Source organism: Calidithermus timidus DSM 17022, from assembly GCF_000373205.1.
GTDB classification, from domain to species: Bacteria; Deinococcota; Deinococci; order Deinococcales; family Thermaceae; genus Calidithermus; species Calidithermus timidus.
In genome coordinates this window covers 621858-644326 of sequence record NZ_KB890687.1, presented here as the reverse complement: position 1 = coordinate 644326, position 22469 = coordinate 621858, and the positions used below count along the sequence as shown (strand labels likewise).

24 protein-coding genes and 1 rRNA gene are annotated in these 22469 nt (G+C 64.6%); 15 read left to right on the top strand and 10 right to left on the bottom strand.

From position 1 onward, the window contains the following. Nucleotides 1-3 precede the first annotated feature (3 nt). Both B047_RS0103195 and B047_RS0103190 read left to right on the top strand, forming a co-directional pair. A 16S ribosomal RNA gene (locus tag B047_RS0103195) occupies nt 4-1494 on the top strand. Nucleotides 1495-1704: 210 nt separating this feature from the next. Further along, nucleotides 1705-2220, top strand: coding sequence for an NUDIX hydrolase (locus B047_RS0103190; protein ID WP_040778882.1), 516 nt, complete (start codon nt 1705-1707; stop codon nt 2218-2220). Here the strand turns inward: B047_RS0103190 and B047_RS0103185 are convergent. After that, the gene (locus tag B047_RS0103185) at nt 2217-3434 is read right to left on the bottom strand and encodes a hypothetical protein (RefSeq protein WP_018465510.1); all 1218 of its coding nucleotides are present in this window, start codon (nt 3432-3434) and stop codon (nt 2217-2219) included. The genes B047_RS0103190 and B047_RS0103185 overlap by 4 nt on opposite strands. Before the next feature lie 86 nt (nt 3435-3520). Between B047_RS0103185 and B047_RS16155 the strand changes: the two genes are divergently transcribed. Next, nucleotides 3521-3754, top strand: a complete 234-nt coding sequence (locus B047_RS16155) for a hypothetical protein (protein WP_018465509.1) — start codon at nt 3521-3523, stop codon at nt 3752-3754. Nucleotides 3755-3905: 151 nt separating this feature from the next. On the opposite strand, the gene rplT is transcribed toward B047_RS16155, so the two are convergent. From rplT to infC, 3 genes are all read right to left on the bottom strand, one after another. Continuing rightward, the gene (rplT, locus tag B047_RS0103175; protein WP_018465508.1) at nt 3906-4253 is read right to left on the bottom strand and encodes a 50S ribosomal protein L20; all 348 of its coding nucleotides are present in this window, start codon (nt 4251-4253) and stop codon (nt 3906-3908) included. Continuing rightward, nucleotides 4253-4453 (bottom strand): 50S ribosomal protein L35, encoded by a 201-nt coding sequence (gene rpmI / locus B047_RS0103170; protein WP_026234532.1) that lies wholly within the window; start codon nt 4451-4453, stop codon nt 4253-4255. Before rpmI ends, rplT begins: the two co-directional genes overlap by 1 nt. A 193-nt stretch (nt 4454-4646) precedes the next feature. Further along, nucleotides 4647-5204 (bottom strand): translation initiation factor IF-3, encoded by a 558-nt coding sequence (gene infC / locus B047_RS0103165; RefSeq protein ID WP_026234531.1) that lies wholly within the window; start codon nt 5202-5204, stop codon nt 4647-4649. A gap of 160 nt (nt 5205-5364) precedes the next feature. On the opposite strand from infC, the gene B047_RS0103160 reads away from it, so the two are divergent. From B047_RS0103160 to aat, 3 genes are all read left to right on the top strand, one after another. Further along, complete coding sequence (locus B047_RS0103160) at nt 5365-6132, top strand: enoyl-CoA hydratase/isomerase family protein (RefSeq protein ID WP_018465505.1); 768 nt, start codon at nt 5365-5367, stop codon at nt 6130-6132. A 116-nt stretch (nt 6133-6248) separates the two neighbouring features. Further along, nucleotides 6249-7757, top strand: coding sequence for a S10 family peptidase (locus tag B047_RS0103155; RefSeq protein WP_018465504.1), 1509 nt, complete (start codon nt 6249-6251; stop codon nt 7755-7757). Nucleotides 7758-8256: 499 nt separating this feature from the next. Further along, nucleotides 8257-8823: a leucyl/phenylalanyl-tRNA--protein transferase gene (gene aat, locus B047_RS0103150; RefSeq protein WP_245533681.1), complete on the top strand. Its 567-nt coding sequence runs from the start codon at nt 8257-8259 to the stop codon at nt 8821-8823. 94 nt (nt 8824-8917) lie between these two features. Here aat and B047_RS0103145 read toward each other — a convergent pair whose 3' ends face one another. The 3 genes from B047_RS0103145 to rocF all read right to left on the bottom strand — a co-directional run bounded on the left by B047_RS0103145 (nt 8918) and on the right by rocF (nt 12428). Beyond that, nucleotides 8918-11134, bottom strand: a complete 2217-nt coding sequence (locus B047_RS0103145) for an AAA family ATPase (protein WP_018465502.1) — start codon at nt 11132-11134, stop codon at nt 8918-8920. Nucleotides 11135-11207: 73 nt separating this feature from the next. After that, nucleotides 11208-11507 carry an ATP-dependent Clp protease adapter ClpS gene (gene clpS, locus B047_RS16150; protein ID WP_018465501.1) on the bottom strand — a complete coding sequence of 100 codons (300 nt, stop codon included), beginning with the start codon at nt 11505-11507 and terminating at the stop codon, nt 11208-11210. A gap of 27 nt (nt 11508-11534) precedes the next feature. Continuing rightward, the gene (gene rocF, locus B047_RS0103135; protein WP_018465500.1) at nt 11535-12428 is read right to left on the bottom strand and encodes an arginase; all 894 of its coding nucleotides are present in this window, start codon (nt 12426-12428) and stop codon (nt 11535-11537) included. Between the two features lie 123 nt (nt 12429-12551). Here rocF and B047_RS0103130 point away from each other — a divergent pair, with 123 nt between their 5' ends. The 8 genes from B047_RS0103130 (at nt 12552) to acpP (ending at nt 18067) form a co-directional block, all read left to right on the top strand. Beyond that, nucleotides 12552-13112 (top strand): YceD family protein, encoded by a 561-nt coding sequence (locus tag B047_RS0103130; protein ID WP_018465499.1) that lies wholly within the window; start codon nt 12552-12554, stop codon nt 13110-13112. A gap of 85 nt (nt 13113-13197) precedes the next feature. Beyond that, entirely contained in the window at nt 13198-13380 is a 183-nt protein-coding gene (gene rpmF, locus B047_RS0103125) for a 50S ribosomal protein L32 (protein WP_018465498.1), read from the top strand. Between the two features lie 355 nt (nt 13381-13735). Then, the gene (locus tag B047_RS16145; protein WP_018465497.1) at nt 13736-14512 is read left to right on the top strand and encodes a transposase; all 777 of its coding nucleotides are present in this window, start codon (nt 13736-13738) and stop codon (nt 14510-14512) included. 88 nt (nt 14513-14600) lie between these two features. After that, entirely contained in the window at nt 14601-14825 is a 225-nt protein-coding gene (locus tag B047_RS18655) for a zinc ribbon domain-containing protein (RefSeq protein WP_420805364.1), read from the top strand. A gap of 179 nt (nt 14826-15004) precedes the next feature. Continuing rightward, on the top strand, nt 15005-15982 hold the full coding sequence (locus tag B047_RS0103115; RefSeq protein WP_026234530.1) for a beta-ketoacyl-ACP synthase III: 978 nt from the start codon (nt 15005-15007) through the stop codon (nt 15980-15982). A gap of 105 nt (nt 15983-16087) precedes the next feature. Beyond that, the gene (gene fabD, locus B047_RS0103110; protein WP_026234529.1) at nt 16088-17002 is read left to right on the top strand and encodes an ACP S-malonyltransferase; all 915 of its coding nucleotides are present in this window, start codon (nt 16088-16090) and stop codon (nt 17000-17002) included. A 32-nt stretch (nt 17003-17034) separates the two neighbouring features. Next, on the top strand, nt 17035-17772 hold the full coding sequence (gene fabG / locus B047_RS0103105; protein ID WP_026234528.1) for a 3-oxoacyl-[acyl-carrier-protein] reductase: 738 nt from the start codon (nt 17035-17037) through the stop codon (nt 17770-17772). A gap of 64 nt (nt 17773-17836) precedes the next feature. Further along, on the top strand, nt 17837-18067 hold the full coding sequence (gene acpP / locus B047_RS0103100) for an acyl carrier protein (protein ID WP_018465493.1): 231 nt from the start codon (nt 17837-17839) through the stop codon (nt 18065-18067). Nucleotides 18068-18347: 280 nt separating this feature from the next. Here acpP and B047_RS0103095 read toward each other — a convergent pair whose 3' ends face one another. From B047_RS0103095 to aroQ, 3 genes are all read right to left on the bottom strand, one after another. Further along, entirely contained in the window at nt 18348-19520 is a 1173-nt protein-coding gene (locus B047_RS0103095; RefSeq protein ID WP_018465492.1) for a DUF1501 domain-containing protein, read from the bottom strand. A gap of 10 nt (nt 19521-19530) precedes the next feature. Further along, nucleotides 19531-20739, bottom strand: coding sequence for a DUF1800 domain-containing protein (locus tag B047_RS0103090; RefSeq protein ID WP_018465491.1), 1209 nt, complete (start codon nt 20737-20739; stop codon nt 19531-19533). A 103-nt stretch (nt 20740-20842) separates the two neighbouring features. Next, nucleotides 20843-21286, bottom strand: coding sequence for a type II 3-dehydroquinate dehydratase (gene aroQ / locus B047_RS0103085; protein ID WP_018465490.1), 444 nt, complete (start codon nt 21284-21286; stop codon nt 20843-20845). Nucleotides 21287-21430: 144 nt separating this feature from the next. Between aroQ and B047_RS0103080 the strand changes: the two genes are divergently transcribed. After that, entirely contained in the window at nt 21431-22417 is a 987-nt protein-coding gene (locus tag B047_RS0103080) for a LysM peptidoglycan-binding domain-containing M23 family metallopeptidase (RefSeq protein ID WP_018465489.1), read from the top strand. Nucleotides 22418-22469: the final 52 nt, after the last annotated feature.

The window sequence follows — 22469 nt, the reverse complement described above, 5'->3', positions numbered from 1 at the left end:
TTGTTTCTGGAGAGTTTGATCCTGGCTCAGGGTGAACGCTGGCGGTATGCCTAAGACATGCAAGTCGCACGAACCAGTTTCGGCTGGTTAGTGGCGGACGGGTGAGTAACACGTGGGAGACGTGCCCTCAAGTGGGGGAAAACCAGGGGAAACCCTGGCTAATCCCCCATGTGAACCCCCGCCCTGGCGGGTGTTTAAAGCTTCGGCGCTTGAGGATCGGCCCGCGCTGCATCAGGTAGTTGGTGGGGTAATGGCCTACCAAGCCGACGACGCATAGCTGGTCTGAGAGGACGACCAGCCACAGGAGCACTGAGACACGGGCTCCACTCCTACGGGAGGCAGCAGTTAGGAATCTTCGGCAATGGGCGAAAGCCTGACCGAGCGATACCGCTTGAAGGATGAAGCCCTTCGGGGTGTAAACTTCTGAACTCGGGACGATCATGACGGTACCGAGGTAATAGCACCGGCTAACTCCGTGCCAGCAGCCGCGGTAATACGGAGGGTGCGAGCGTTACCCGGATTTACTGGGCGTAAAGGGCGTGTAGGCGGTCTTTCAAGTCCGATGCTAAAGTCTGGGGCTCAACCCCAGGACTGCGTTGGATACTGTGAGGCTAGACGGTCGGAGGGGGTAGCGGAATTTCCGGAGTAGCGGTGAAATGCGCAGATACCGGAAGGAACGCCAATAGCGAAGGCAGCTACCTGGACGACTTGTGACGCTGAGGCGCGAAAGCGTGGGGAGCAAACCGGATTAGATACCCGGGTAGTCCACGCCCTAAACCATGAGTGCTGGGTGTCCGGCTTCTGCTGGGTGCCGTAGCTAACGCGCTAAGCACTCCGCCTGGGAAGTACGCACGCAAGTGTGAAACTCAAAGGAATTGACGGGGGCCCGCACAAGCGGTGGAGCATGTGGTTTAATTCGAAGCAACGCGAAGAACCTTACCAGGCCTTGACATGCCCGGAACCCCTCCGAAAGAAGGGGGTGCCCGCAAGGGAGCCGGGACACAGGTGCTGCATGGCCGTCGTCAGCTCGTGTCGTGAGATGTTGGGTTAAGTCCCGCAACGAGCGCAACCCCTATCCCTAGTTGCCAGCAGCTCGGCTGGGCACTCTATGGAGACTGCCTGCGAAAGCAGGAGGAAGGCGGGGATGACGTCTGGTCCGCATGGCCCTTACGGCCTGGGCGACACACGTGCTACAATGCCAAGGACAAAGCGCTGCTACCTCGCGAGAGGACGCCAATCGCAAAAACCTTGGCTCAGTTCGGATTGGAGTCTGCAACTCGACTCCATGAAGCCGGAATCGCTAGTAATCGCGAATCAGCCATGTCGCGGTGAATACGTTCCCGGGCCTTGTACACACCGCCCGTCAAGCCATGGAAGTGGGTTCTGCCTGAAGTCGCCGGTAGCCTTGGGCAGGCGCCGAGGGCCGGGCTCATGACTGGGGCTAAGTCGTAACAAGGTAGCTGTACCGGAAGGTGCGGCTGGATCACCTCCTTTCTAAGGAGTTTCTCCTTCCCCTAGAGGGAAGCATCCTGAAACTCAAATCTCTGGCTACTGACCTTCTCTTCTCAAAGTTTTGACCCCAAAAGGACGCCCAAGGGCGTCCTTTTTTAGTGCAATCCTCCGCGAGGCTCGAGTTCGGGTATGTGGGGACATGCACCCCCAGATCCCCTCGCGGGGCTTACACTGAGGAAGAGGGTTTTACCCATGCATTTCACTACCTCCTCGAGACGTCGTCGCAAAACCAAAAAACCTCCTGCTCACCCCGCGGCCAAACGCCGGGTGGTGTCGGCGGGGGGGGTGGTGTTGCGAGCCAACGAGGGTGTACTCGAGACCCTGCTGATCGCGATCAAGGAAGGCCGCATGTGGAGCCTGCCCAAGGGACAGGTCGAGCAGGGTGAGCGTTACCCCCAGACCGCAGTGCGTGAGGTGCGCGAGGAAACCGGCATCGAGGCGCGGGTATTGGCCCCCCTGGGCAGCATCCGCTACCACTTCACCGTCAAGGACGACGCCACCCCGGTCACGGTAACCAAGGAAGTCCATCACTTTTTGATGAAGTACGTATCCGGGCAGCCCCGACCTCAGAAAGAAGAGGTCGATGACGCGGCGTGGTTTCCGGTGACCGAAGCCCTCAGCCGATTGTCGCACCAGAACGAGCGAGACGTACTGCTCAAGGCCCTGGCCCGCTGGGAGATGGGAGCGAAGGTCTCCCCTGCTTCTTAATCCACCTGCACCAACCCTCCCCCGCCGCCGCGCTCGAGTGCCTTGCCGGCGGCGAGGCTGGCCTGTTGCCACAATTCCTCAGCGGAGGCGGCCTGATCAGGAAACACCGCAATTCCCAGCGCCGGAAGCTTGCCCATGACAATTTGCAAACGGGCTGCGATGCGTTCTGCAGCTTTCGCGGCTCCATCCGACGTGCGCATGGTAGACAGCAGCAACAGAAAATCCTCCGGACTGGCCTCGATTGCCGCGTCGGAGTAGCGCAGCGAACGCCGCAGCACATCGAGCACACGGGCTCTTTGAGGTTCGGTCAGGTTGGGGCTTTTGAACCAGATCAGCCCTAGCGGATGTCCCTGTAGGCGGGCCTGTACGAGCGCCTGCTCGAGGTAGCGCTTGAAGGCCTCGAGCGATCCTGGCTGGCGGGCCTGGTTCAGGCTCGCCGCCACGTGAGGCCGCAGGGCTTCGGCGAGTTGGAGGGCGATGAGCTGGTCGGGTTCACTCCAGGGCCGAGGCTCTCGTCGCTCGAGCCAGAGAACGGCGCTCACCTCGCGCTCGAGGCGGATCGGTATCTGCAGCAAAGCACCGAAGTACCAGGCTTCGCCGATCGAACGCAAAGCGGTTGCGCGAGCATCGCCCTGGACATCGTTAAGCGGCAACGCCAAGCACTGCTCGAGGGGCTCCAGGTAGCCGCGATCCAGCACGCTGGGCTCGAGCAATTTGGGTACCCTCGCCGCCAGGGAGTAGCTGCTGGCGGCGGGGTCGTGCAGCCACAGGCTCAAGCCCTGGATGTCCAACCGCTCGCGCGCTAGCGTAGCCAGTTGCGACAGGGCTGGTTGAAGGCCCTCGAGCGGCTCGCGCAAAAGCTGGACAAGCCTCCGCTGCCACGGGTTGACATCCGGCGGCAGAACCTGGGCTGTGGTCGGAGCGGGAAGGCGGGCTAGGGTCTCCACCAGTGCGCGTTTACCCGCGTCCTTGAGGGTGAAGCTACGCGCGCCTACGTGGAGCAGCGGCGGGGACCAGCGCACACCGTTGCTGCTCCATCCGCGCCCACTGCTGATGTGCTGGATCAACAGCTCGAACTCCGACAGCGGCAGCACCACCCCGGCGAAACCCCCCAGGCGAATGGCGATGCGGCCCTCGAGTTCACAGTACTCCACGATTAAATTGCTGCCCTCGATGGAGAGGGGAGCCAGGAGCTGCCAATCCCGCTCGTACATTGGCTCCCATTGTGCCCGATCTATGCCAAAAACCAAGCGGAATATGCACCCGCTTTTACCAGGCGCGTGGCAGCTATACTCGAGCCATGGTGCAACTGTTCGACGCCGCCAGCGGGGCCAGCCTGGGGAGCATCAGCGAGGAGCAGCTTCAGTTCATGCTCGATCAGCTCGAGGAAGAAGCCGCCGGCGACCAGGATTACCACATCAACCGCGCCACCCTCGACTACTTCGCCGAGCAGGGGGCCGACCCCGCGCTGCTCGAGCTGCTGCGCAAAGCGCTGGGCGAGCGCGAGGAGATGGACCTGCGCTGGTCGCACTAAAGGCTAGAGCCCTGTTGTGTGGGGCAACGGCGATGCGGGACTTGGAGCGGTCGCGGAAGTCCATGCCCCGAGTGTATTGTCCCTTGGTTGCAATGGGTCCAGCAAAAGCGCAGGGGCACGGCTTGCTGTGCCCCTGCGGTCGTTAATTTCGTCAGGCTTTAGCTTTCTCGACCAAGGCGGCGAAGGCCTCGGGGTTGCGCACGGCGAGGTCGGCCAGGATCTTGCGGTCGAGCTCGATGCCGGCCTTCTTGAGGCCACCCATGAACACCGAGTAGCTCAGGCCGTGCTGGCGGGCAGCGGCGTTGATGCGCACGATCCACAGGCGGCGCATGTCGCCCTTGCGCTCGCGGCGGTCGTTGAAGGAGCGCATGGCCCCGCTGAACAAGGTCTCGCGGGCCTTGCGAACACTCTTGGAGCGCAAGCCCCAGAAGCCCTTGGCCAGCTTCAGGATCTTCTTGTGCTTGCGACGGCGGACAACACCGGTCTTGGCGCGCGGCATTAGCCCTCACCCCTCAGCAGTTCGATCATGCGGCGAGCTTCACTCTTGGCCAGGGTAAAGCTACGGCCCTTGGTGCGGATGGAGGAACCGGATTTGTGGTAGTTGAGGTGGCGCTTGCCGGGCTTCTTGGCAATCACCTTGCCAGTGGCCGTGACCTTGACGCGGCCCTTGGCGCCCTTGTGGGTCTTCATCTTCGGCATCGTGCTTCTCCTTTTTCCCGGCGGGGTTCGCCGGCGGCTGCCTCGAGCGCCCGCGAGGGGTCTTGATGGCTCGGCAGCCTTGCGAGTATAGCACCGAGGGGAGTCCTCAGCCAAGCCCTCGAGCCCGTTTGCCGCCCTGGTAGGACAAAACAGGCCAGGCCTGGGATTTGGCGCGCTTGAGGGGGAAGCACTCTTAGCTGTGGGGGTTGGGATTGGAAGCTTGGGCCTGGGGCTGTGGCGAGGGCTTGGAGCCTGGGGCCATGACCATGTTCATGTCGCGACCCAGCATCTCCGGACGCATCTCCACGAAACCAATGCCCTCCAGGTCTTTGGCGACCCGCTCCAGGAGCTTGTAACCCAACTCGGGGTGGGCCATCTCGCGACCGCGGAACATGATGGTGATCTTGACCTTGTGGCCTTCCTCGAGAAAGCGCCGCACGTGCCCGACCTTCACGTTGTAGTCGTGGGTGTCAATCTTGGGGCGCAGCTTGATGCTCTTGACCTCGGTGCGCTTGGCCTTCTTGCGGGCTTCCTTTTCGGCTTGCTGCTGCTCGTAACGCCACTTGCCGTAGTCCAAGAGCCGGGCTACCGGCGGCACCGCCGTGGGCGAAACCAGCACCAGGTCGTACTCGCGCTCCCGGGCCATCTGCAGGGCCTCGCGGGTGTCTACGATGCCCACCTGCGTACCGTTTTCGTCGATCAGACGAACCTGCCGCACTCGAATTCGCTCGTTGATTGGAACGTCCCTTATACCTCACCTCCGGGCATACGCCCTGTCTTCGAGTCTACCATGCTGCTGAAGGGCAGAGGGCAGGAAAGTTGGAAAGCAAACCCGAACCCTATGCACAGCATCCCCCACCCCTCAACGCCCCGAGCAGCAACACCGCGGGCAAATGTGTAAGGATTGGGGCATGGTAACGAGCAGCGATCAAGATTCCATCCGAATCCTCACCCTCTCCGACCCCGAGCGACGCAACCCCCTCTCCCCTGCCATGGTCACCGGCCTGCTGGAAGCCCTGGAGCAGGCCGAAAAGGACAGCAACGTGCGCGCGGTCGTGCTCACCGGCGCGGGCCAGGCCTTCAGCGCGGGAGCCGACCTCGAGTTTCTCAAGAGCGTCACTCAGATGGGCGCCGAGGCCAACCTGGCCCACTCCCGCGAGCTGATGCGCCTCTTCCACCGCCTCTACACCTTCCCCAAGCCCACCGTGGCCGCCGTCAACGGCCCCGCCGTGGCCGGGGGCGCAGGCCTGGCGACGGCCTGCGACCTGGTGGTGATGAACGAGCAGGCCCGCATCGGCTACACCGAGGTCAAGATCGGCTTCGTGGCCGCGCTGGTGGGCGTGATCCTCATCCGCTCGGTGGGTGAGAAGCACGCGCGCGAACTGCTGCTCACCGGCAAGCTGGTCGGCGCGCAGGAAGCCTTCCGCATGGGCCTGGTCAACAAGGTGGTGCCCGCGGAGGGGGTGCTCGAGGAAGCCCTGGCCTTCGCCCGCGAGATCAGCGCCAACGCGCCCGCCTCGGTCTCGCTGACCAAGGAGCTGCTCAACGCGCTACCGGGGATGGGGCTCGAGGACGGCCTGCGCCTGGCCTCTATCGCCAACGCCTGGGTGCGCGAGACGGGCGACCTGGCCGAGGGCATCGCGGCCTTCTTCGAGAAGCGAGCGCCGCGCTTTGGCTAAGTACCCCACGGCGAGCGGAATTGAACCTATGGGTGTGGGGCGACAGTCCCCGACCAAACCGCCGTTGGGTTGGTCGGGGGTAGCTCGTGGTAGTTGACGCTTGATAGATTTGGGGTATGCCCGAGGAAAGCAAGCCCGCCGACGCCAAACCTGCACCCCAGGACAACCTCGTCATCAGCCGACACAGCGTCGGCATCGGTGATCAGAAGGTGAGCTACACCGCCACCTGCGGGACCATCGTGCTGAAGGAGGAGAGCGAGAAGGAGGGCACCAGCGAGGGCGAGAAGCCCAAGGCCAGCGTTTTCTTCATCGCCTACACCCGCGACGACGTGCCCGACAAGAGCCGCCGCCCCGTCACCTTCTCCTTCAACGGGGGACCGGGCTCCTCGTCGGTGTGGCTGCACCTGGGCCTGCTGGGCCCCCGGCGGGTGCTGATGGACGATGTCGGCAACCCACTCCCCCCACCCTACCGCTTAGTAGACAACGAACACTCCCTGCTCGACGTGAGCGACCTGGTGTTCATCGACCCGGTGGGCACGGGCTACAGCCGCATGGTGCCCGGCGAGAAGACCAAGGAGTACCACGGCTACAAGCGCGACGTCGAGAGCGTGGGCGAGTTCATCCGGCTCTACACCAGCCGCTACGGGCGCTGGACGAGCCCCAAGTTCCTCATCGGCGAGTCCTACGGCACCACCCGCGCCGCCGGACTCAGCGGCTACCTGCAGGAGCGCCACGGCATGTACCTCAACGGGATCATGCTCATCAGCAGCATCCTCGACTTCGCCACCGCCCGCTTCGCCCCCGGTCACGACCTACCCCACGTGCTCTTCCTGCCCACCTACGCCGCCACCGCGTGGTATCACAAGAAGTTGTCACCCGAGCTACAGAAGAAGCCCCTGCACGCTTTCCTGGAGGAGGTAGAGGCCTTCGCCGGTGGCGAGTACCTGAGAGCGCTGTTCAAGGGCAGCGCACTCCCCGAGGCCGAGCGCGAGGGGGTGCTCGAGAAGCTCTCGCGCTACAGCGGGCTATCGCGGGAGTACCTCGAGCAAACCAATCTACGCATCAACATCTACCGCTTCTGCAAGGAGTTGCTGCGCTCCGAGCGCAAGACGGTGGGTCGGCTGGATTCCCGCTTCACCGGGCACGACCGCGACGCGGCGGGCGAACACAGCGAGTACGACCCCAGCTACGCCACCATCCAGGGGCCCTATACCGCCACCTTCAACCAGTACGTGCGCGAGGAGCTGGGTTTCGAGAGCGACCTGCCCTATGAGGTGCTCACCGGGCTCTACCAGGACTGGAGCTACAAGGAGTACGAAAACCAGTACCTCAACGTAGCCGAGACCCTGCGCAAGGCCATGAACCTCAACCCCTACCTCAAGGTCTTTGTGGGCTCGGGCTATTACGACCTGGCCACGCCCTACTTTGCCACCGACTACACCTTCGCCCACCTGGGCTTAGAGCCCCACCTCCAGGCCAATATCCAGACCCGCTACTACGCGGCGGGCCACATGATGTATGTGCACCGGCCCAGCCTCGAGCAGATGAAGCAGGACCTCGCGGCCTTCGTGGCGGCAGCCGCGCCGGGCACGGCAAGCTCGAGTAAGGGCAAACCCCGGCCCTAAGGGCTCCCCCCGAGCAGGTCCCACGAATACCGCCTATGCACCGCGTGCAGCGTAAATGCGGGGAACGCAACGAGATCGCACACATCTTCAGCGAGCCAGGGGTGTATTCTGACGTTAGGTACGCGGACAGCTATTCGAAAGTGAGCGCCATGCACAGCCTCGAGACCGCCTGGGTAAAGCCACCTCGAGCCCCTCTGGAGCGCATTGATCGATGGCCTGGTCTCGAGAAACCCGCCGACCATTGGGGCGTGGGAGCCTGTTATACCAGATTCGGTCAGTTCGTTCCCATTCGGGAACGAACTGACCCGACCGAAGGGAGTGCTCTAGGATTCAAAAAGATAGCCTCTGAAGGTCTTTGGTTTGGGTGATTATCTTTTTGAATCCGGTATTAGGGGCAGTTGGGCAAACGCATGCGCTTGAGGCTGATCAAAAGCCGGTCTCCTCGAGCCGCCAACGTTGTTGAACGCCTCCGACAGGCGCTAAGGTAAGGCTCGTGGACGTGGCTTCGATTCTCCAACTCTACGCCCAGGGCTACTTCCTGATGGACAACGGCGACGGGCTACAGTGGTACTCCTCCCGCCGTCACGCGCTGATCCCGCTGGACGAGCGCTTCCACGTGCCCCGCAGCCTGCGCCGCGCGCTCAACTCGGGGGTCTTCGAGATTCGGATCAACCACGACTTCGCCGGGGTGGTCGAAGGCTGCGCCAGCGCACACCGGCGTGAGACCTGGATCTCCGACGAGCTGCGCCAGATCTACGCAGCCCTGCACCAAGCAGGCCACGCCCACAGCTTCGAGACCTGGTACGAGGGGCGGCTGGCCGGGGGTGTCCTGGGCGTCACCATTGGGGGAGCCTTCATCGGGGAGAGTATGTTCTACTACGTGCCCGAGGCCTCCAAGGTGGCGATGGTGCGCCTGGTGGAGCACCTGCGCAGGCGGGGCTTCGCGCTCTTCGACGCCCAGGTGCAGAACCCGCACCTCGAGCGCTTCGGGGCCTACGAGGTTTCCGAGGGGGAGTACCGGCGGCGGCTGCGCCAGGCGGTGAATCTGAAGGCGCGCTTCGCCTGAGCCCGAACCCCCCCCTAGGGCTGCCCTAACCGCCAACCACGCCCCTCTCGGCCTGCCGCCTGCCATCGGCGCTCGAGTCAAGCAGCACCGGTGGTCAGGAAGCCTGCAGCTCGAGCCCCTCCCCCTTCACCCCAATCCTCAGGTTCCCACCACCCTTGAGCGGCCCGAACAGGAGCAGGTCGGCCAGGGGTTTCTTGATGCGCTCTTGAATCAGGCGGGCCAGGGGGCGCGCCCCCATGAGGGGGTCGTAGCCCTTTTCGGCCAGCCATTGCCGGGCCTCGGGGGTGATGGCGAGGCGCACCTTGCGCTCTTTGAGCTGGGCCTCGAGGGCCCTGAGGTTCTTGTCCACGATCTGGCCCATGACCTCGGGAGAGAGGGGGGCGAAGTGCACGATGGCGTCGAGGCGGTTGCGAAACTCGGGGGTGAACAGCCGCCGGATGGCCTCGTCGGCGGCCTCGGCCTTGGACTCGCGGAAGAAGCCGATGCGGGCCTCGCTGGCCTCGGCGGCTCCGGCGTTGGTGGTCATGATGAGCACGGTGCTGCGGAAGTCCACGGTTTTGCCGTTGTGATCGGTAAGCTTGCCGTAATCCATGACCTGTAGGAGGATGGCGTAGAGGTCGGGGTGGGCCTTCTCGATCTCGTCCAAAAGCAGCACACAATGGGGGTTTTGCAGCACCGCGTCGGTGAGTAGGCCACCCTGCTCGAAGCCCACGTAGCCGGGAGGGGCGCCGATGAGGCGCGAGACGGTGTGCTTTTCCATGTACTCCGACATGTCGAAGCGGATCAGCGGCACGCCTAGCTTGAGGGCGAGCTGGCGGGAAAGCTCGGTCTTACCCACGCCCGTGGGCCCGGCGAAGAGGTAGGCCCCGATGGGTTTCTGCGGGTCGCGCAACCCGGCGCGGGCCATCTTGATGGCACCGGCCACCTCCTTCACGGCCCTTTCCTGCCCGTAGATCTCGGCGCAGAGCTCGGCCTCGAGGTTTTGCAGCAGCACCTGATCATCGCGCGAGAGGGACTTAGGGGGGATGCGGGCCATGCGGGCGACGGTGGCCTCCACCTCGGCCACCCCGATGCGGCTCCTGCGTTTGCCGGCGGGCTTGAGGGCCTCGCCGGCCCCGGCCTCGTCGAGCACGTCGAGGGCGCTGTCGGGCAGGCGGCGGTCGGAGAGGTGGCGGGCGGCGAGCTCGACGGCGCGCTCCAGGGCCTGACGGGTGTAGCCGAGCTTGTGATGGGCTTCGAGCTTGGGCCTGAGCCCCTCGAGGATCTGGATGGCTTCCTCGTGGGTGGGCTCGAGCACGTCGATCTTCTGGAAGCGCCGGGCGATGGCCCGGTCCTTCTCGAAGGACTTGTACTCGGCGAAGGTGGTGGCCCCGATGCACTTGAGCTTACCGGTGAGGGCAGGCTTGAGCAGGTTGGAGGCGTCGACGGTGGAGCCGGTGGTCGAGCCGGCCCCCACGATCATGTGGATCTCGTCGATGAAGAGGATGGCCCTGGGACGGGAAAAAAGCGCCTTGACCACCGCCTTGAGGCGCTCCTCGAAGTCGCCGCGGTAACGGGTTCCAGCCAGCAGGGCTCCCAGGTCCAGGGCGAAGATCTCGGCCTCGGCTAAGCCCTCGGGCACCTCGCCCCTCACGATGCGCTGGGCCAGACCCTCGACCAAAGCGGTCTTGCCCACGCCGGGATCGCCGACGAGCAGGGGGTTGTTCTTCTGGCGGCGCGAGAGCACGGTGAGGATGCGCTCGAGCTCGGCCCGCCGCCCCACCAACGGGTCGAGTTCCCCGGCGCGGGCGCGGGCGGTGAGGTCGGTGCAGTAGGCCTCGAGGGGGTTCTGCGCCACCCCGCCTTCTTCGAGTTCGGCGGGGATGCCCTCTTGGGGCTCCGGCTCGGTGCCGGTAGGTGGCGCCTCGCGCGAGATGGCGCTGGTGAGCTTGTAGCGCGAGAGCCCGAGGTCTTCGAGGATGCCGTAGACCCGCGACTGCCGCTCATCCATGATGCTCACCAGCACGTTAGCCCCGTTGGCCTGGTCCCGCCCGGCCGAGCGCATCTGGGCCACCGCCCGCTGCAACACCCGCTGGAAGGCGGTGGTGGGGACGGGCTGGACGCCGGGCAGGTTCTCCATCTCGGCCAGCACGGTCTCGAGCTGGCCCCGCAGGGCGGCGAGGTCCACCCCGCAGCGCAGCAGCACCCGCCTGGCGTCGGCGTCGTCGAGCAGGGCCAGCATGAGGTGCTCGAGCCCCGCGTACTCGTGCCCCCGGTCGAAGGCGCACTCGAGGGCGCGCTCGATGGATTTTTGCAGTTCGGAGGTGACCATAACAGCAGCGGCTTCCAGGCTACAGGATGTCAGCCCTCCCCCCGGCTGGCTAGGTACCCGTTCACCTTTCCCCTCACGCTGGTTCCATGATGCATTGCAGGGGATGGCCTTCCTCGGCGGCGGCCTGCATGACCTGGTTCACCTTGGTCTCGGCGATCTCGAAGGGGTAGACCCCACACACCCCCACCCCCTGGTGGTGCACCGCCAGCATGATGCGGGTGGCCTCGAGCTCGCTCTTGCGGAAGAAACGCATGAGCACGTCTACCACGAAGTCCATCGGGGTGTAGTCGTCGTTGAGGAGCAGCACCTTGTATAGCTGGGGCGTGCGGGTGTGGGTGTGGGTTTTGGTCTTGGTGTCGCCCGTGGTGCTCACAAGCTCGAGTTTAGCAAGGAGGAAGGCTCAATAGATTTTCTTCCCCAGCAGGCTGCTGGCGAGTTCGACCATGATGCGGGCGGTGCGGTTGGCGATGTCGAGGATGGGGTTGACCTCGACCAAGTCGAGGCTGGTCACCAAGCCGGTGTCGCAGAGGAGTTCCATGAGCAAATGGGCCTCGCGGTAGGTGAGGCCGCCGGGCACCGGGGTGCCCACACCGGGGGCGATCTCGGGGTCGAGCACGTCGGCGTCGAGGGAGACGTGGACACGCTCAAAGTTGCGGAACTTCTCGGCCACGGCCTGGGCGATGGCCGGGACGCGTAGGGTATCCACCTCCTTCATGGTGTAGACCATCACGCCGCGCTCGCGCAGCAGGCGCACCTCGCCGGGGTCGAGGCTACGGATGCCGATGAGCACTACGTCCTCCGGGCGCACCTTGGCCCCTTCCCAACCCAGGTTGATCAGGCGGGGATCACCCAGCCCGCATAGGTGAGCCAGCGGCATCCCGTGGATGTTGCCGCTGGGCGAGGTCGCGGGAGTGTTGAAGTCGGCGTGGGCATCTACCCAAACCACGCCAATACGCCGGTGGCGGCTGGCCCCGGTCACCGAGGCCATGGCTACGGAGTGATCGCCCCCCAGCAAGATGGGGAAGGTGCCCTCGGGCATGGTCTCGAGGTGGGCGATGGCATCCTGGCAGGCCCGGCGGATGGGCTCGAGGTAGCTCAGGCCGCCGCTTTCGCGCTCGTGGCGCAGGCTCTCAACGATGGGGATGCCCACGTCGCCGTAGTCGTGAACCTCGTGCCCCAGCTCCTCGAGCACCGCCTGCAACCGAGCATAGCGGATGGCGCTGGGGCCCATGTCCACCCCGCGCCTCCCCTGCCCCAAGTCCATGGGCATTCCCAGTACGCCTATGCGTTTCATGCCTCCATGCTATAGGCCAAAAACGCCGTTTGTATCTTGATTCATGCGTTATGCATAGTGCTTTGCATAAGCGTCAGTCTTTTCACCTTGACCCCGCCCCCGCCCGGTGCTAGGGTGGTTTGAATGGACTACGGTGAAATTCAAAGCATCAACCTGGCCCGCCTGCTGCGCGAGGGCGGCAGCACCGAGGCCAGGGGCCAGATCGCCGGCAAAATCGAGCTGGGCAACGACACCATCGTCTTGCAGGACGTGGTTTCGTGGAGGGTGAGCGTGACGGCGGTGGGCGAGAGCGAGCTGTGGCTCTCGGGCGAGATCGCCGGATACGCCATGATGGAGTGCCGCCGCTGCTTAGACCCCACTCCCACCCTGGTGCGGGCCTACTTTCAGCACATGCTGCGCTACCAACCGGGCCTGGAGCACCTCGAGGCCATCGAGGAGGACGACGAGGAGATTTTCCTCTTCGGCAAGCCCGACCTCGAGCTCTCCCCCTTCCTCTCCGAAGCCTTCGCCCTCGAGCTGCCCTACACTGCCCTCTGCCAGGAAGACTGCCCGGGCCTGTGTGAGTACTGCGGAGCCAACCTCAAACGCGCCCCCCAAGACTGCTGCCTCGAGCGCAGCCAAAAAGGCAGGGAGGGCAAGCTGGCCGTGCAGCTCAAGAAGCTCGACCTCGAGGGCATCGAATAAGAAGTTGACCAAATCGCCCCTGCCCAGTAGACTCGAGAGCGGTTTGCCTGGAGACCCCTGTCTCCACAATTGAAAGAGGTTCGCAATGGCGAAGCACCCTGTACCCAAGAAGAAGACCTCCAAGGCCCGGCGCGATTCCCGCCGCAGCCACTTTGCCCTCAAGGCTCCCACGCTGGGCGAATGCCCCGAGTGCAAGACCCTCATCCCTCCCCACACCGTTTGCAGCAACTGCGGCTACTACGCCGGACGCAAGGTACTCGAAGTCTGAGGCAGCACTGCTTGTGAACCCCCTCCTGTTGTGGAGGGGGTTTTCGTTTTGGGTAGCTGCGCAAAACGCCTTGTTCCCCTCTTATACCGGATGCAAAAAGATACTCTGCAAAACCAAAACCCAGAGCACACCCCTCCCTGACGGTCGACCGCCCCGCCAAGGCGGGGCGGCGTCATCTGGTATTGGCAAGGGGGGCTCCCGCGTGCGGGGAGGGCCGGGGTGGGGTCAACCTTTTCATCAGCTTGGGGTCTGGGGCGAGAGACCCCGACCAAACGGGAGTTTGGTCGGCGCTCCTTAGAGCGCGATACCCGCTCACCTCCTTCAAGGGTTGAGGGATTTGTGCCATACTGCGTTCGTGAAGCTCACCGCCAAGGTCAAGCTCCTGCCCACACCCGAACAGCGGGCGTACCTGCTGGACACCCTGCGGCGCTTCAACGCGACTTGCAACTACATCTCGGATGTAGCCTGGGAAACCCAAACCTTCAAACAGATTCCGTTGCATCACCTCCATTACCACGCCACCAAAGAGCGGTTCGGCCTCTCGTCGCAGATGGTGGTTCGGGCCAACGCCAAAGTGGTGGACGCCTACAAACTGGACAGGAAGGCCAAACGCTCCTTCCGCGAACTGGGGGCTATCACCTACGACGACCGGATACTTTCCTGGAACCTGACGGCCTCCAGGGTGTCCATCTGGACCGTGGCGGGACGGCAAAGCATCCCCTTTGCCGCTGGGGAATACCAGCGGAAGTTGCTCCAGACCCGGCAGGGCGAGACCGACCTGGCCTACGTAAGGGGCGAGTTTTACCTGTTCGCCACCGTCAACGTCGAGGAGCCTGACCCAGTAGAGGTCGAGGGGGTGCTGGGGGTTGACCTCGGTATCGTCCATATCGCCACCGACTCGGATGGCGAGGCATACAGCGGGAGGCGCCTGAACTCGGTGCGCCCTCGCCACCGGAGACTGAGGAGGAAGCTCCAGAGGAAGGGTACCAAGGGGGCCAAGCGGCGGCTGAGGAAGCTGTCGGGTAAAGAGCGGAGGTTTGCCCATGACGTGAACCACACCATCAGCAAGCGCATCGTGGAGAAGGCCCAACGCACGAATCGGGCGATTGCCCTGGAAGACGGTCAGGGTTAGACGGCCTCAGCGCTCCACGCTGCACGCTTGGGCTTTTCACGACTTGGCGCAGAAAATCGGCTACAAGGCCCAAAGGGCCGGGGTCCGGGTGGTGTGGGTTGACCCCCGAAACTCCAGCCGGGAATGCCCCCACTGTGGGCATACCGAGCGGGCCAACCGGCCCAACCAAAGCACCTTCCAATGCCGGGTCTGCGGGTTCGCTGACCATGTAGACAAGGTCGCAGCCTTGAACCTCTCGGTTCGGGGCTGGGCGGCTGTCAACCCGCCGAACGCGGGGGAAGCGAATCGTGCTCTGCATGGTTCTGTCCCTTGAGTACCGGCATCGCCGGGGGCCGGATGGCCCTTCACTGCAAGCTCTGGCCAGAACCCCTTAGGGTTTGGTCAGGGTAGTTGACTGAACACGGTTCACGACCGCACGGCGCCTCGAGCGGTAAACTTACAGGGTATGACTGCACACAGCACGACGTGCTTTGCCCGATGCGGAGGACAACCGTGAGCGTCGGCATACTGGCCCTTGGCACCTACGCGCCCCCCAGGGTGATGACCAATCACGACTTCGAGAAGTTCCTGGATACGACGGATGAGTGGATCACCACCCGCACCGGCATCAAGGAGCGACGCATCGCCGACGAGCACGAGTTCACCTCGGATCTGGCCTTTCGCGCGGTGGAGGACCTGATCCGGCGCCACGGAGAGAGCGCCCTCGAGGGCGTGGACCTGGTGATCGTGGCGACCAACACCCCCGACGCGCTCTTCCCGGCCACCGCCGCCCTGGTGCAGAACCGCTTCAAGCTCAAAGCCGGAGCCTACGACCTGCTGGCGGGCTGTCCTGGCTGGGGCTACGCCCTGGCCCAGGCCCACGCCATGGTCCGCAGCGGGCTTTCCAGGAAGGTGCTGGCCATCGGAGCCGAGGCGCTGACGAAGATCATCAACTGGCAGGACCGCTCTACGGCGGTGCTCTTCGGCGACGGGGCCGGGGCCGCGGTGGTGGGGCCAGTGCCCGAGGGCTATGGCTTCAAGTCCTTCGTGCTGGGTGCGGATGGCTCGGGTGCCAAGGAACTGGCCCTGGGCTGCCTCAACCCCCGACTGCCGGGCGACCTCCCCATGCCCAAGAGCATCTACATGAACGGACGCGAGGTCTTCAAGTTCGCGGTGCGGGTGATGAACGAGGCTTCGCTCGAAGCCATCCAGAAAGCTGGCCTCACCCCCGAGCAGATCAAGTTTTTCGTGCCCCACCAGGCCAATGCCCGCATCATCGAGTCGGCCAGGGAACGCCTGGGCCTGCCGGTCGAGCAGGTGTGGGTCAACGTGGACCGCTACGGCAACACCTCCACCGCTTCCATGCCCATCGCGCTGCAGGAGGCGCTGGACGCCGGGCAGATCCACGACGGGGACCACATCCTCTTCGTGACTTTCGGCGCGGGGCTGACTTGGGCCGCCAGCGTGATGACCTGGTGGCAACCGGATTGAAGCTGTGGGCTATGAGCCATCAACGATCGTTGATCGGCTCGTGTTAGCCTGCTTGCGATGCGCTTCTCCTCAGTTTGCCGTGGGCTAAACACAGCGGAGGTTTTGATGATCGCAGCCCTATTTCCCGGACAGGGATCACAAGAAATTGGTATGGGCAAAGCCCTTTACGAAGGCTCCAAGGCCGCACGCGACGTACTGGAACGCGCCGAGGCCACCTTGCCAGGGCTCTTGAAGCTGATGTGGGAAGGCCCCGAGGAAGAGCTCAAGCTCACCGCCAACCAGCAACCGGCCTTGCTGGCCGTGGGCTACGCGGCCTTTCAGGCTTACCTCGAGGCCGGCGGCACTCCCCCCAGCTTCGCCGCCGGGCACTCCCTGGGCGAGTGGACCGCCCACGTCGCAGCGGGTACGCTGTCGCTGGAGGACGGCCTGCGCCTGGTGCGCAAGCGCGGAGAGTACATGCAAGAAGCCGTTCCGGTGGGCCAAGGAGCCATGGCCGCCGTGCTGAAGATGCCGGCCCAGACCATCCAAGAGCTCATCGCGGGCCTCGACGGGGTGGAGGTGGCCAACTACAACTCCCCCGAGCAGACCGTGATCTCCGGCACCGCCCAGGGCGTGGCCCAGGCCTCCGAGCGGCTCAAGGAGCACCGGGCGCGGGTGGTGCCCCTGCCGGTCTCGGCCCCCTTCCACTCCTCGCTCATGCGCCCCGCCCGCGAGCGCCTGCACCACGACCTCTCCCAGGTCGAGCTGCGCGAGCCACGCTTCCCGGTCTTCTCCAACGTGCTGGCCCGGCCCGAGAAAGAGCCCGAGGCGATCCGGGAACTGCTGCTCGAGCAGATCACCCACCCGGTGCGCTGGGTCGAGATCCTGCAACACCTCCAAGAGCGGGGCGTAGCCCGCTTCCTCGAGTTCGGCTCAGGCAGGGTTCTCACCGGGCTGGTGGGGCGCACGCTAGAGGGCGTGGAAGCCCGGAGCCTGACCAATCCCGAGGAGATTGCCCAGAGCCTGAAGCTCGAGGCCTGAAGCCCCATCTCATGGCGTTCGACGGAGGTTCCATGCGTAAAGCACTCGTAACCGGCTCATCCCGTGGCATCGGTAAGGCAATCGCGCTCGAGCTGGCCTCCAGAGGCCACGCCCTAGCCATCCACTACGCCACCAACAAGGACGCCGCCGAGGCGGTGGCCGAGGAGGCCCGCGCAAAGGGCTCTCCCCAGGTCGTGGTCATCGGAGCCGACCTCAGCACCCCCCCAGCCGCCGCTGGGCTCGTGAGCGAGGCCAACGCCGCACTGGGAGGGCTGGAGATCCTGGTCAACAACGCCGGGATCACCCGCGACACCCTGCTCATCCGCATGAAGGACGAGGACTGGGAGGTGGTACTCCAGACCAACCTCTCGGCCATCTTCCACGCCACGCGCGAGGCAGTGAAGATCATGATGCGTGCGAAGTGGGGCCGCATCGTCAACATCAGCAGCGTGGTGGGCATCCTGGGCAACCCCGGCCAGGCCAACTACGTCGCGGCCAAGGCCGGGCTGATCGGCTTCACCAAGTCGGTGGCCAAGGAGTACGCCACCCGCGGCATCACCGTCAACGCCGTCGCACCAGGCTTTATCGAGTCGGACATGACCGCCAAGCTGCCCGAGAACGTGGTGGCCGAGTACCTCAAGCAGATCCCCGCAGGCCGCCTGGGTAAGCCCGAGGAGGTGGCCAAGGCGGTGGCCTTCCTGGTCTCCGACGACGCGGCCTACATCAACGGGCAGACCCTCTGCGTCGATGGGGGCATGACCCCCCACTGACCTCCCCGCTCGAGCGGCTTTGAAGAGCCCTTGTGGTAGAATCCCCCTTCGGAGGGTTTGAACCATGGATATCCTCGAGTCCGTTAAAGAAGTCATCATCGACAAACTCGGCGTGGAAGCCGAAAAAATCACCCCCGAGGCCCGCTTCATCGAAGACCTGGGCGCCGACAGCCTCGACACCGTCGAGCTCATCATGGGTCTGGAGGACAAGTTCGGGCTCGAGATCTCCGACGAAGAAGCCGAGAAGATCCGCACCGTCCAGGATGCAATTAACTTCATCCAGAGCAGGCAGTAGTTCCCAAATCAAGGCCCCCACCCGCAAAGGTGGGGGCTCGGCCCTTTTTGGGAGTTGCATCGCTCAACCAACTTCGTTGCCGAATGAGGACGCCACCCCGCCAAAGCGGGGCGGCCGACCGAAGGGAAGGCTCTAGGATTCCAAAAGATAGCCTCTGAAGGTCTTTGCTTTGGGGGATTATCTTTTCCGGTATCAATCCCGTAAAGAGCGCTATAGACTTGGCGGGCTAAGTGGGAAAAACCACTTCCCTGTTGGGGGGTGTGGAGTGTTGTGTGCAAACTCAAAACAACGGCAAAGGCTTGAAGTCGCCCATCAGCACGCTGCGGGCGTCGGCTTCGATCCAGCTCAGGGCCGAGGCATAGACGTTGCGGAAGTCGGTGCGGTACTTCAGGTCGCCGTCGTCGAGGTCCTCCAAGTCGGGCTCGCCGCCGTACAGCCCACCTTTGATGGCGCCCCCCAGCACCAGCATTAAGCCGCCCTTGCCGTGGTCGGTGCCATAGGAGGCGTTTTCCTCCACCCGGCGGCCAAACTCGCTGAAGACCATCACCATCACGTCCTTGTCGCGCCCGATGGCCCGCATGTCCTGGCGGAAAGCAGCCAGGGTCTGGGCCAGGTAGCCCAGCAATTCGGCCTGGCGGGGCGGCTGCGCGGCGTGGGTGTCCCAGCCGCCGAGGGTAGTGTAGTAAACCGAAGAGCCCAATCCCCCGGCGATCATGCGGGCCACGTCGGCCATGCTCTTGCCGAAGGCGTTGTCGGGATAGGCTACCTGGTTCTTCACCTCGCGCAACTGGCCGATCTTGTCGAGGGCTCCCCGCAAGCTCAGCATGGCCCGGCGCACCTCCTCGGCGGTGCCGCTGCGGGTCCGCCGGATCTCGCGGTTGAGCTCCTCCTCGAAGCCCCTGGGCAGTCGGATGCTGAAGGTTTCGATGCTGGAGATGGCCGGGGCCGTGCGCAGGTCGCCCTGAAGGGCCTGGGGCGAGGCCCCGCCGAGGAAGGTGTCGCAGAAGGGGTCGTCCTGGAGGTCGCCCCAGCGGCCCAGCCAGCCGTGCTCCTGCTTGCGGGTGGGGTCGGCGGTGTGCCAGATGGAGGTGGAGATGAAGTGGCTGCGGTTGGGGTTGGGGTAGCCCACCTGGGGCAGCAAGGCCAGCTCGCCGCTGTCCCATACGCTCATCAGGGGGCGCAGTTGCGGGTGCAGGCCGAGCTTCTCGCCGCGAGCCCCCAGCTCGAGCACCTCCTCACGCTTGATGGCGATGTTGGGCCGCTTGCGGTAGTACAGCTCGTTGCGGAAGGGTACGAGGGTGTTGAGCTGGTCGTTGCCCCCGAAGAGGTTGACCACCACCAGGATTCTGGACTTCGACTGCGCCGCCAGCGCGCTGCGCGAGAGCAAGGAGGGAGCCCCTTGGCCCAAAGCCAGCGCCAGCAGCGATTTCTTGATGAACTCACGGCGATCCATGCGCTTCCTCCTAGAGCAACTGGGCCTCGGGCCTGACCAGCGAAAGCGGCCCGCTGGCACCGTCCATGAAGACCTCGAGGTCCAATCCCACTTCCCTGCCTGCCAAGGCCCCGATGAGGTTGAGCCGGGCCAGGAAGGGCGACTCGGCCAACCAGCTCATGCCCCCGTCCCAGCCCTTGACATTGGGTGGGTCGAAGGGGATCTGGCCCATGGCGGCAAAGGCGGCAAGGGTGCGTCCCATGGCCTTCTCGTCGCCCTTGCCCAAAACGGGGTCGGTCTGGCGGGCAGCGTAGAGCAGGCCCACCACGTACTCGATGGGGCTCTTGACGATGGCACCCCGGTGCTGCGGGGCATAGAACGCCTCGTGGGTGAAGAGCCAGCGCAGCATCTCACGGGTACCACCCTCGCGCAAGACCCTGGCCCCCTCCTCCACCAGGGCTTGGGGAGGCTCGGGGGTGAGGTAGAAGGCCAGCAGCTTGCGCCCCACGAAGCGGTAGGTTTGGGGGTGGGCGATGAGGATGTCCAGTACGTCATCCCCGCTGCGGATACTGCGGCCCATGAAGGTCTTGGGGCCGGGGTCGTGCCACTCTGGGCGGAAAACGAATTCAAAGGGGACCGTGGCGGGCGCTTCCCTGAGCCGCTGGTTGCCCTTGAGCCGCACCGTCCAGCCGGTGAAGGCTCGAGCGGCCTCCTGGATGTCCTTCTCGGTGTAATTGCCGGGGCCGACGGTGTAGAGCTCCATCAGCTCGCGGGCCCAGTTCTCGTTGGGGTGTTCCTTGCGGCTTTCGGCGTTGTTGAGGTAGAGCAGCATCACCGGGTCTTTGGCGATGGCCCGCAGCAACTGGCCGTACGGACCGTAGCCCAGGGCGCGGAAGGTGGCAAGCTGATTGTAGAAGTCGATGCCCTGGGCCGCCCTGGTCTCGCGGTACTCCGAGGTGAGGTGCCCCTGCCAAAACAGCGCCAGCCGCTCGGCAGCCGGGGTGGGGGTGGTGAGCCAGTGGGAGAGCCACAACCGGGTGATCTGCTGAAGCTGCGGCCCCCGCTCGTTGCGGGTAAAGCTGGTGGTATAGGCCGGGGCCGGAACCGGATCGCGCAGCAGCGAGTCCACGGCGGCCTCAAGGCCCATCTCCGCCAGCTCCAGCGCCTCTTCCTTGCGCCCCCTGGCCGCAGCCCGGCGCAGCAGGTGGGTGGCCTCGCTGTAGCCAAAGCGAACAGGCATGTCTTCCCTCCTCGTTTGTCGAGGCTAAGGGATGTGCCTGAAACGAGGCTTAAGCGGATTCGGCTGCGTTCATGGTGGGAGCCCCCGCGCATGAACATCGAACTCAGCCTGAGGTGACCTCGAGGGCATCGGCCAGGTAGGCCAAGGCCAGCTTGTACGACAGCGCGCCGAAGCCGCTCACCAGCCCCTTGGCGGCGGCAGCCGTGAGGGAGTGGCGGCGGTATTCCTCACGGGCGTGGATGTTGGAGAGGTGCACCTCCACCACCGGCAGACTCTGGGCGCGTATCGCGTCCAGAAGGGCGATGGAATAGTGGGTCAGGGCTCCGGGGTTGAGCACGATAGCCTCGTAGCCCTCGCCCTGGGCCTGCTGGATCCACTCGATGATCTGTCCTTCGAAATTCGACTGGCGGCACACCACCTCCAGCCCCAGTTCTGCCCCCCAGCTCTGACACAGCTCCTCGAGCTCCTCCAGCGTCATGCGCCCGTAAACCTCGGGCTCGCGGGTGCCCAGCATGTTGAGGTTTGGCCCGTTCAACACCAGGATCATAGGATCTCCCCTTTGGCCCCAATCTAATGGGCGGGTAGGGCGAGATGCCAGGGGTGAGGTCAACCATAAGTCACAAGCTACGAGCCTCCCGCTGGCAGCTTAGATCGCTAGTAGACGGCATGCGATTTCGATAGCATGAACCCGATGAAGCGCTCCTGGATGGCTCTCACACTCGCGCTCGGGCTGGTTCTGGCCCAGAGCACCTATACTGTGCAGCCCGGCGACACGCTGTACTCCATCGCCAAGCGCTTCGGGACCACCGTGGAGGCCTTGCAGGCGCTCAACGGGCTCGAGGACCCCGGCAAGATCGCGGTGGGGCAGGTGCTCAAGCTCGATGGCCAACCCCCGGCTCCCGCACTCCAGCGGCTCAACGCGCCCTTCGGCACCCTCGAGCTGCCCCGCGAGGCCAGCCAGGGCCAGACCTTCCGGGTGCGTGTGCACAGCGACGCGGAGGTGACGGTGCGCTTCCTCAACCAGCGCTACGCACTGCAGGGCGACAGCCTGCTCATCGCCATCCCCCGACTGCAGGCGGCAGGGGTTTACACCATGGCCTTCGAGGCGGGGGGCTCGAGCTACTCGGCGAGGCTGCCGGTGCGGGCGGTCGAAAAGGGCCGCCAGGCCCTCACCCTCTCGCCGGACACCGCCGCTTTGCTCCAGCCGGAAAAGGTCGCCGCCGAGTTGGCCCGCCTGAGTGAGCTGTGCAAGAGCGGTCCCGCCAAGCAGCTCTGGCAGGGGGCTTGGAGAAAGCCCGTCGAATCCAACCGCATCACCACCATCTTCGGCATCCGCCGCAGCTACAACGGCGGTCCCTACCGCAGCTACCACGAGGGCCTGGACTACGCAGCCCCCACCGGAACCCCGGTCTTCGCCCCCGCTCCCGGCGTGGTGGGTCTAGCCGAGGCGCTGTTCGTGCGCGGCAACGCTGTCGTGCTCCAGCACGGGCTGGGGGTGTGCAGCGGCTACTGGCACCTCTCGAGCATCGCCGTCAAGCCGGGGCAGCAGGTCAGGGCCGGTGAGCTCATCGGCTACGTGGGCTCCACCGGGCTCTCCACCGGCCCTCACCTGCACTTCGAGGTGCGCGTTCACGGGGTTCCCACCGACCCGGCGGCCTGGCTGGTGCGGGCGCCGTGATGGGAGGGGGTTGGGGGGGATAAACCCTCCCCGAATCCTGGCTTTTGGCCGA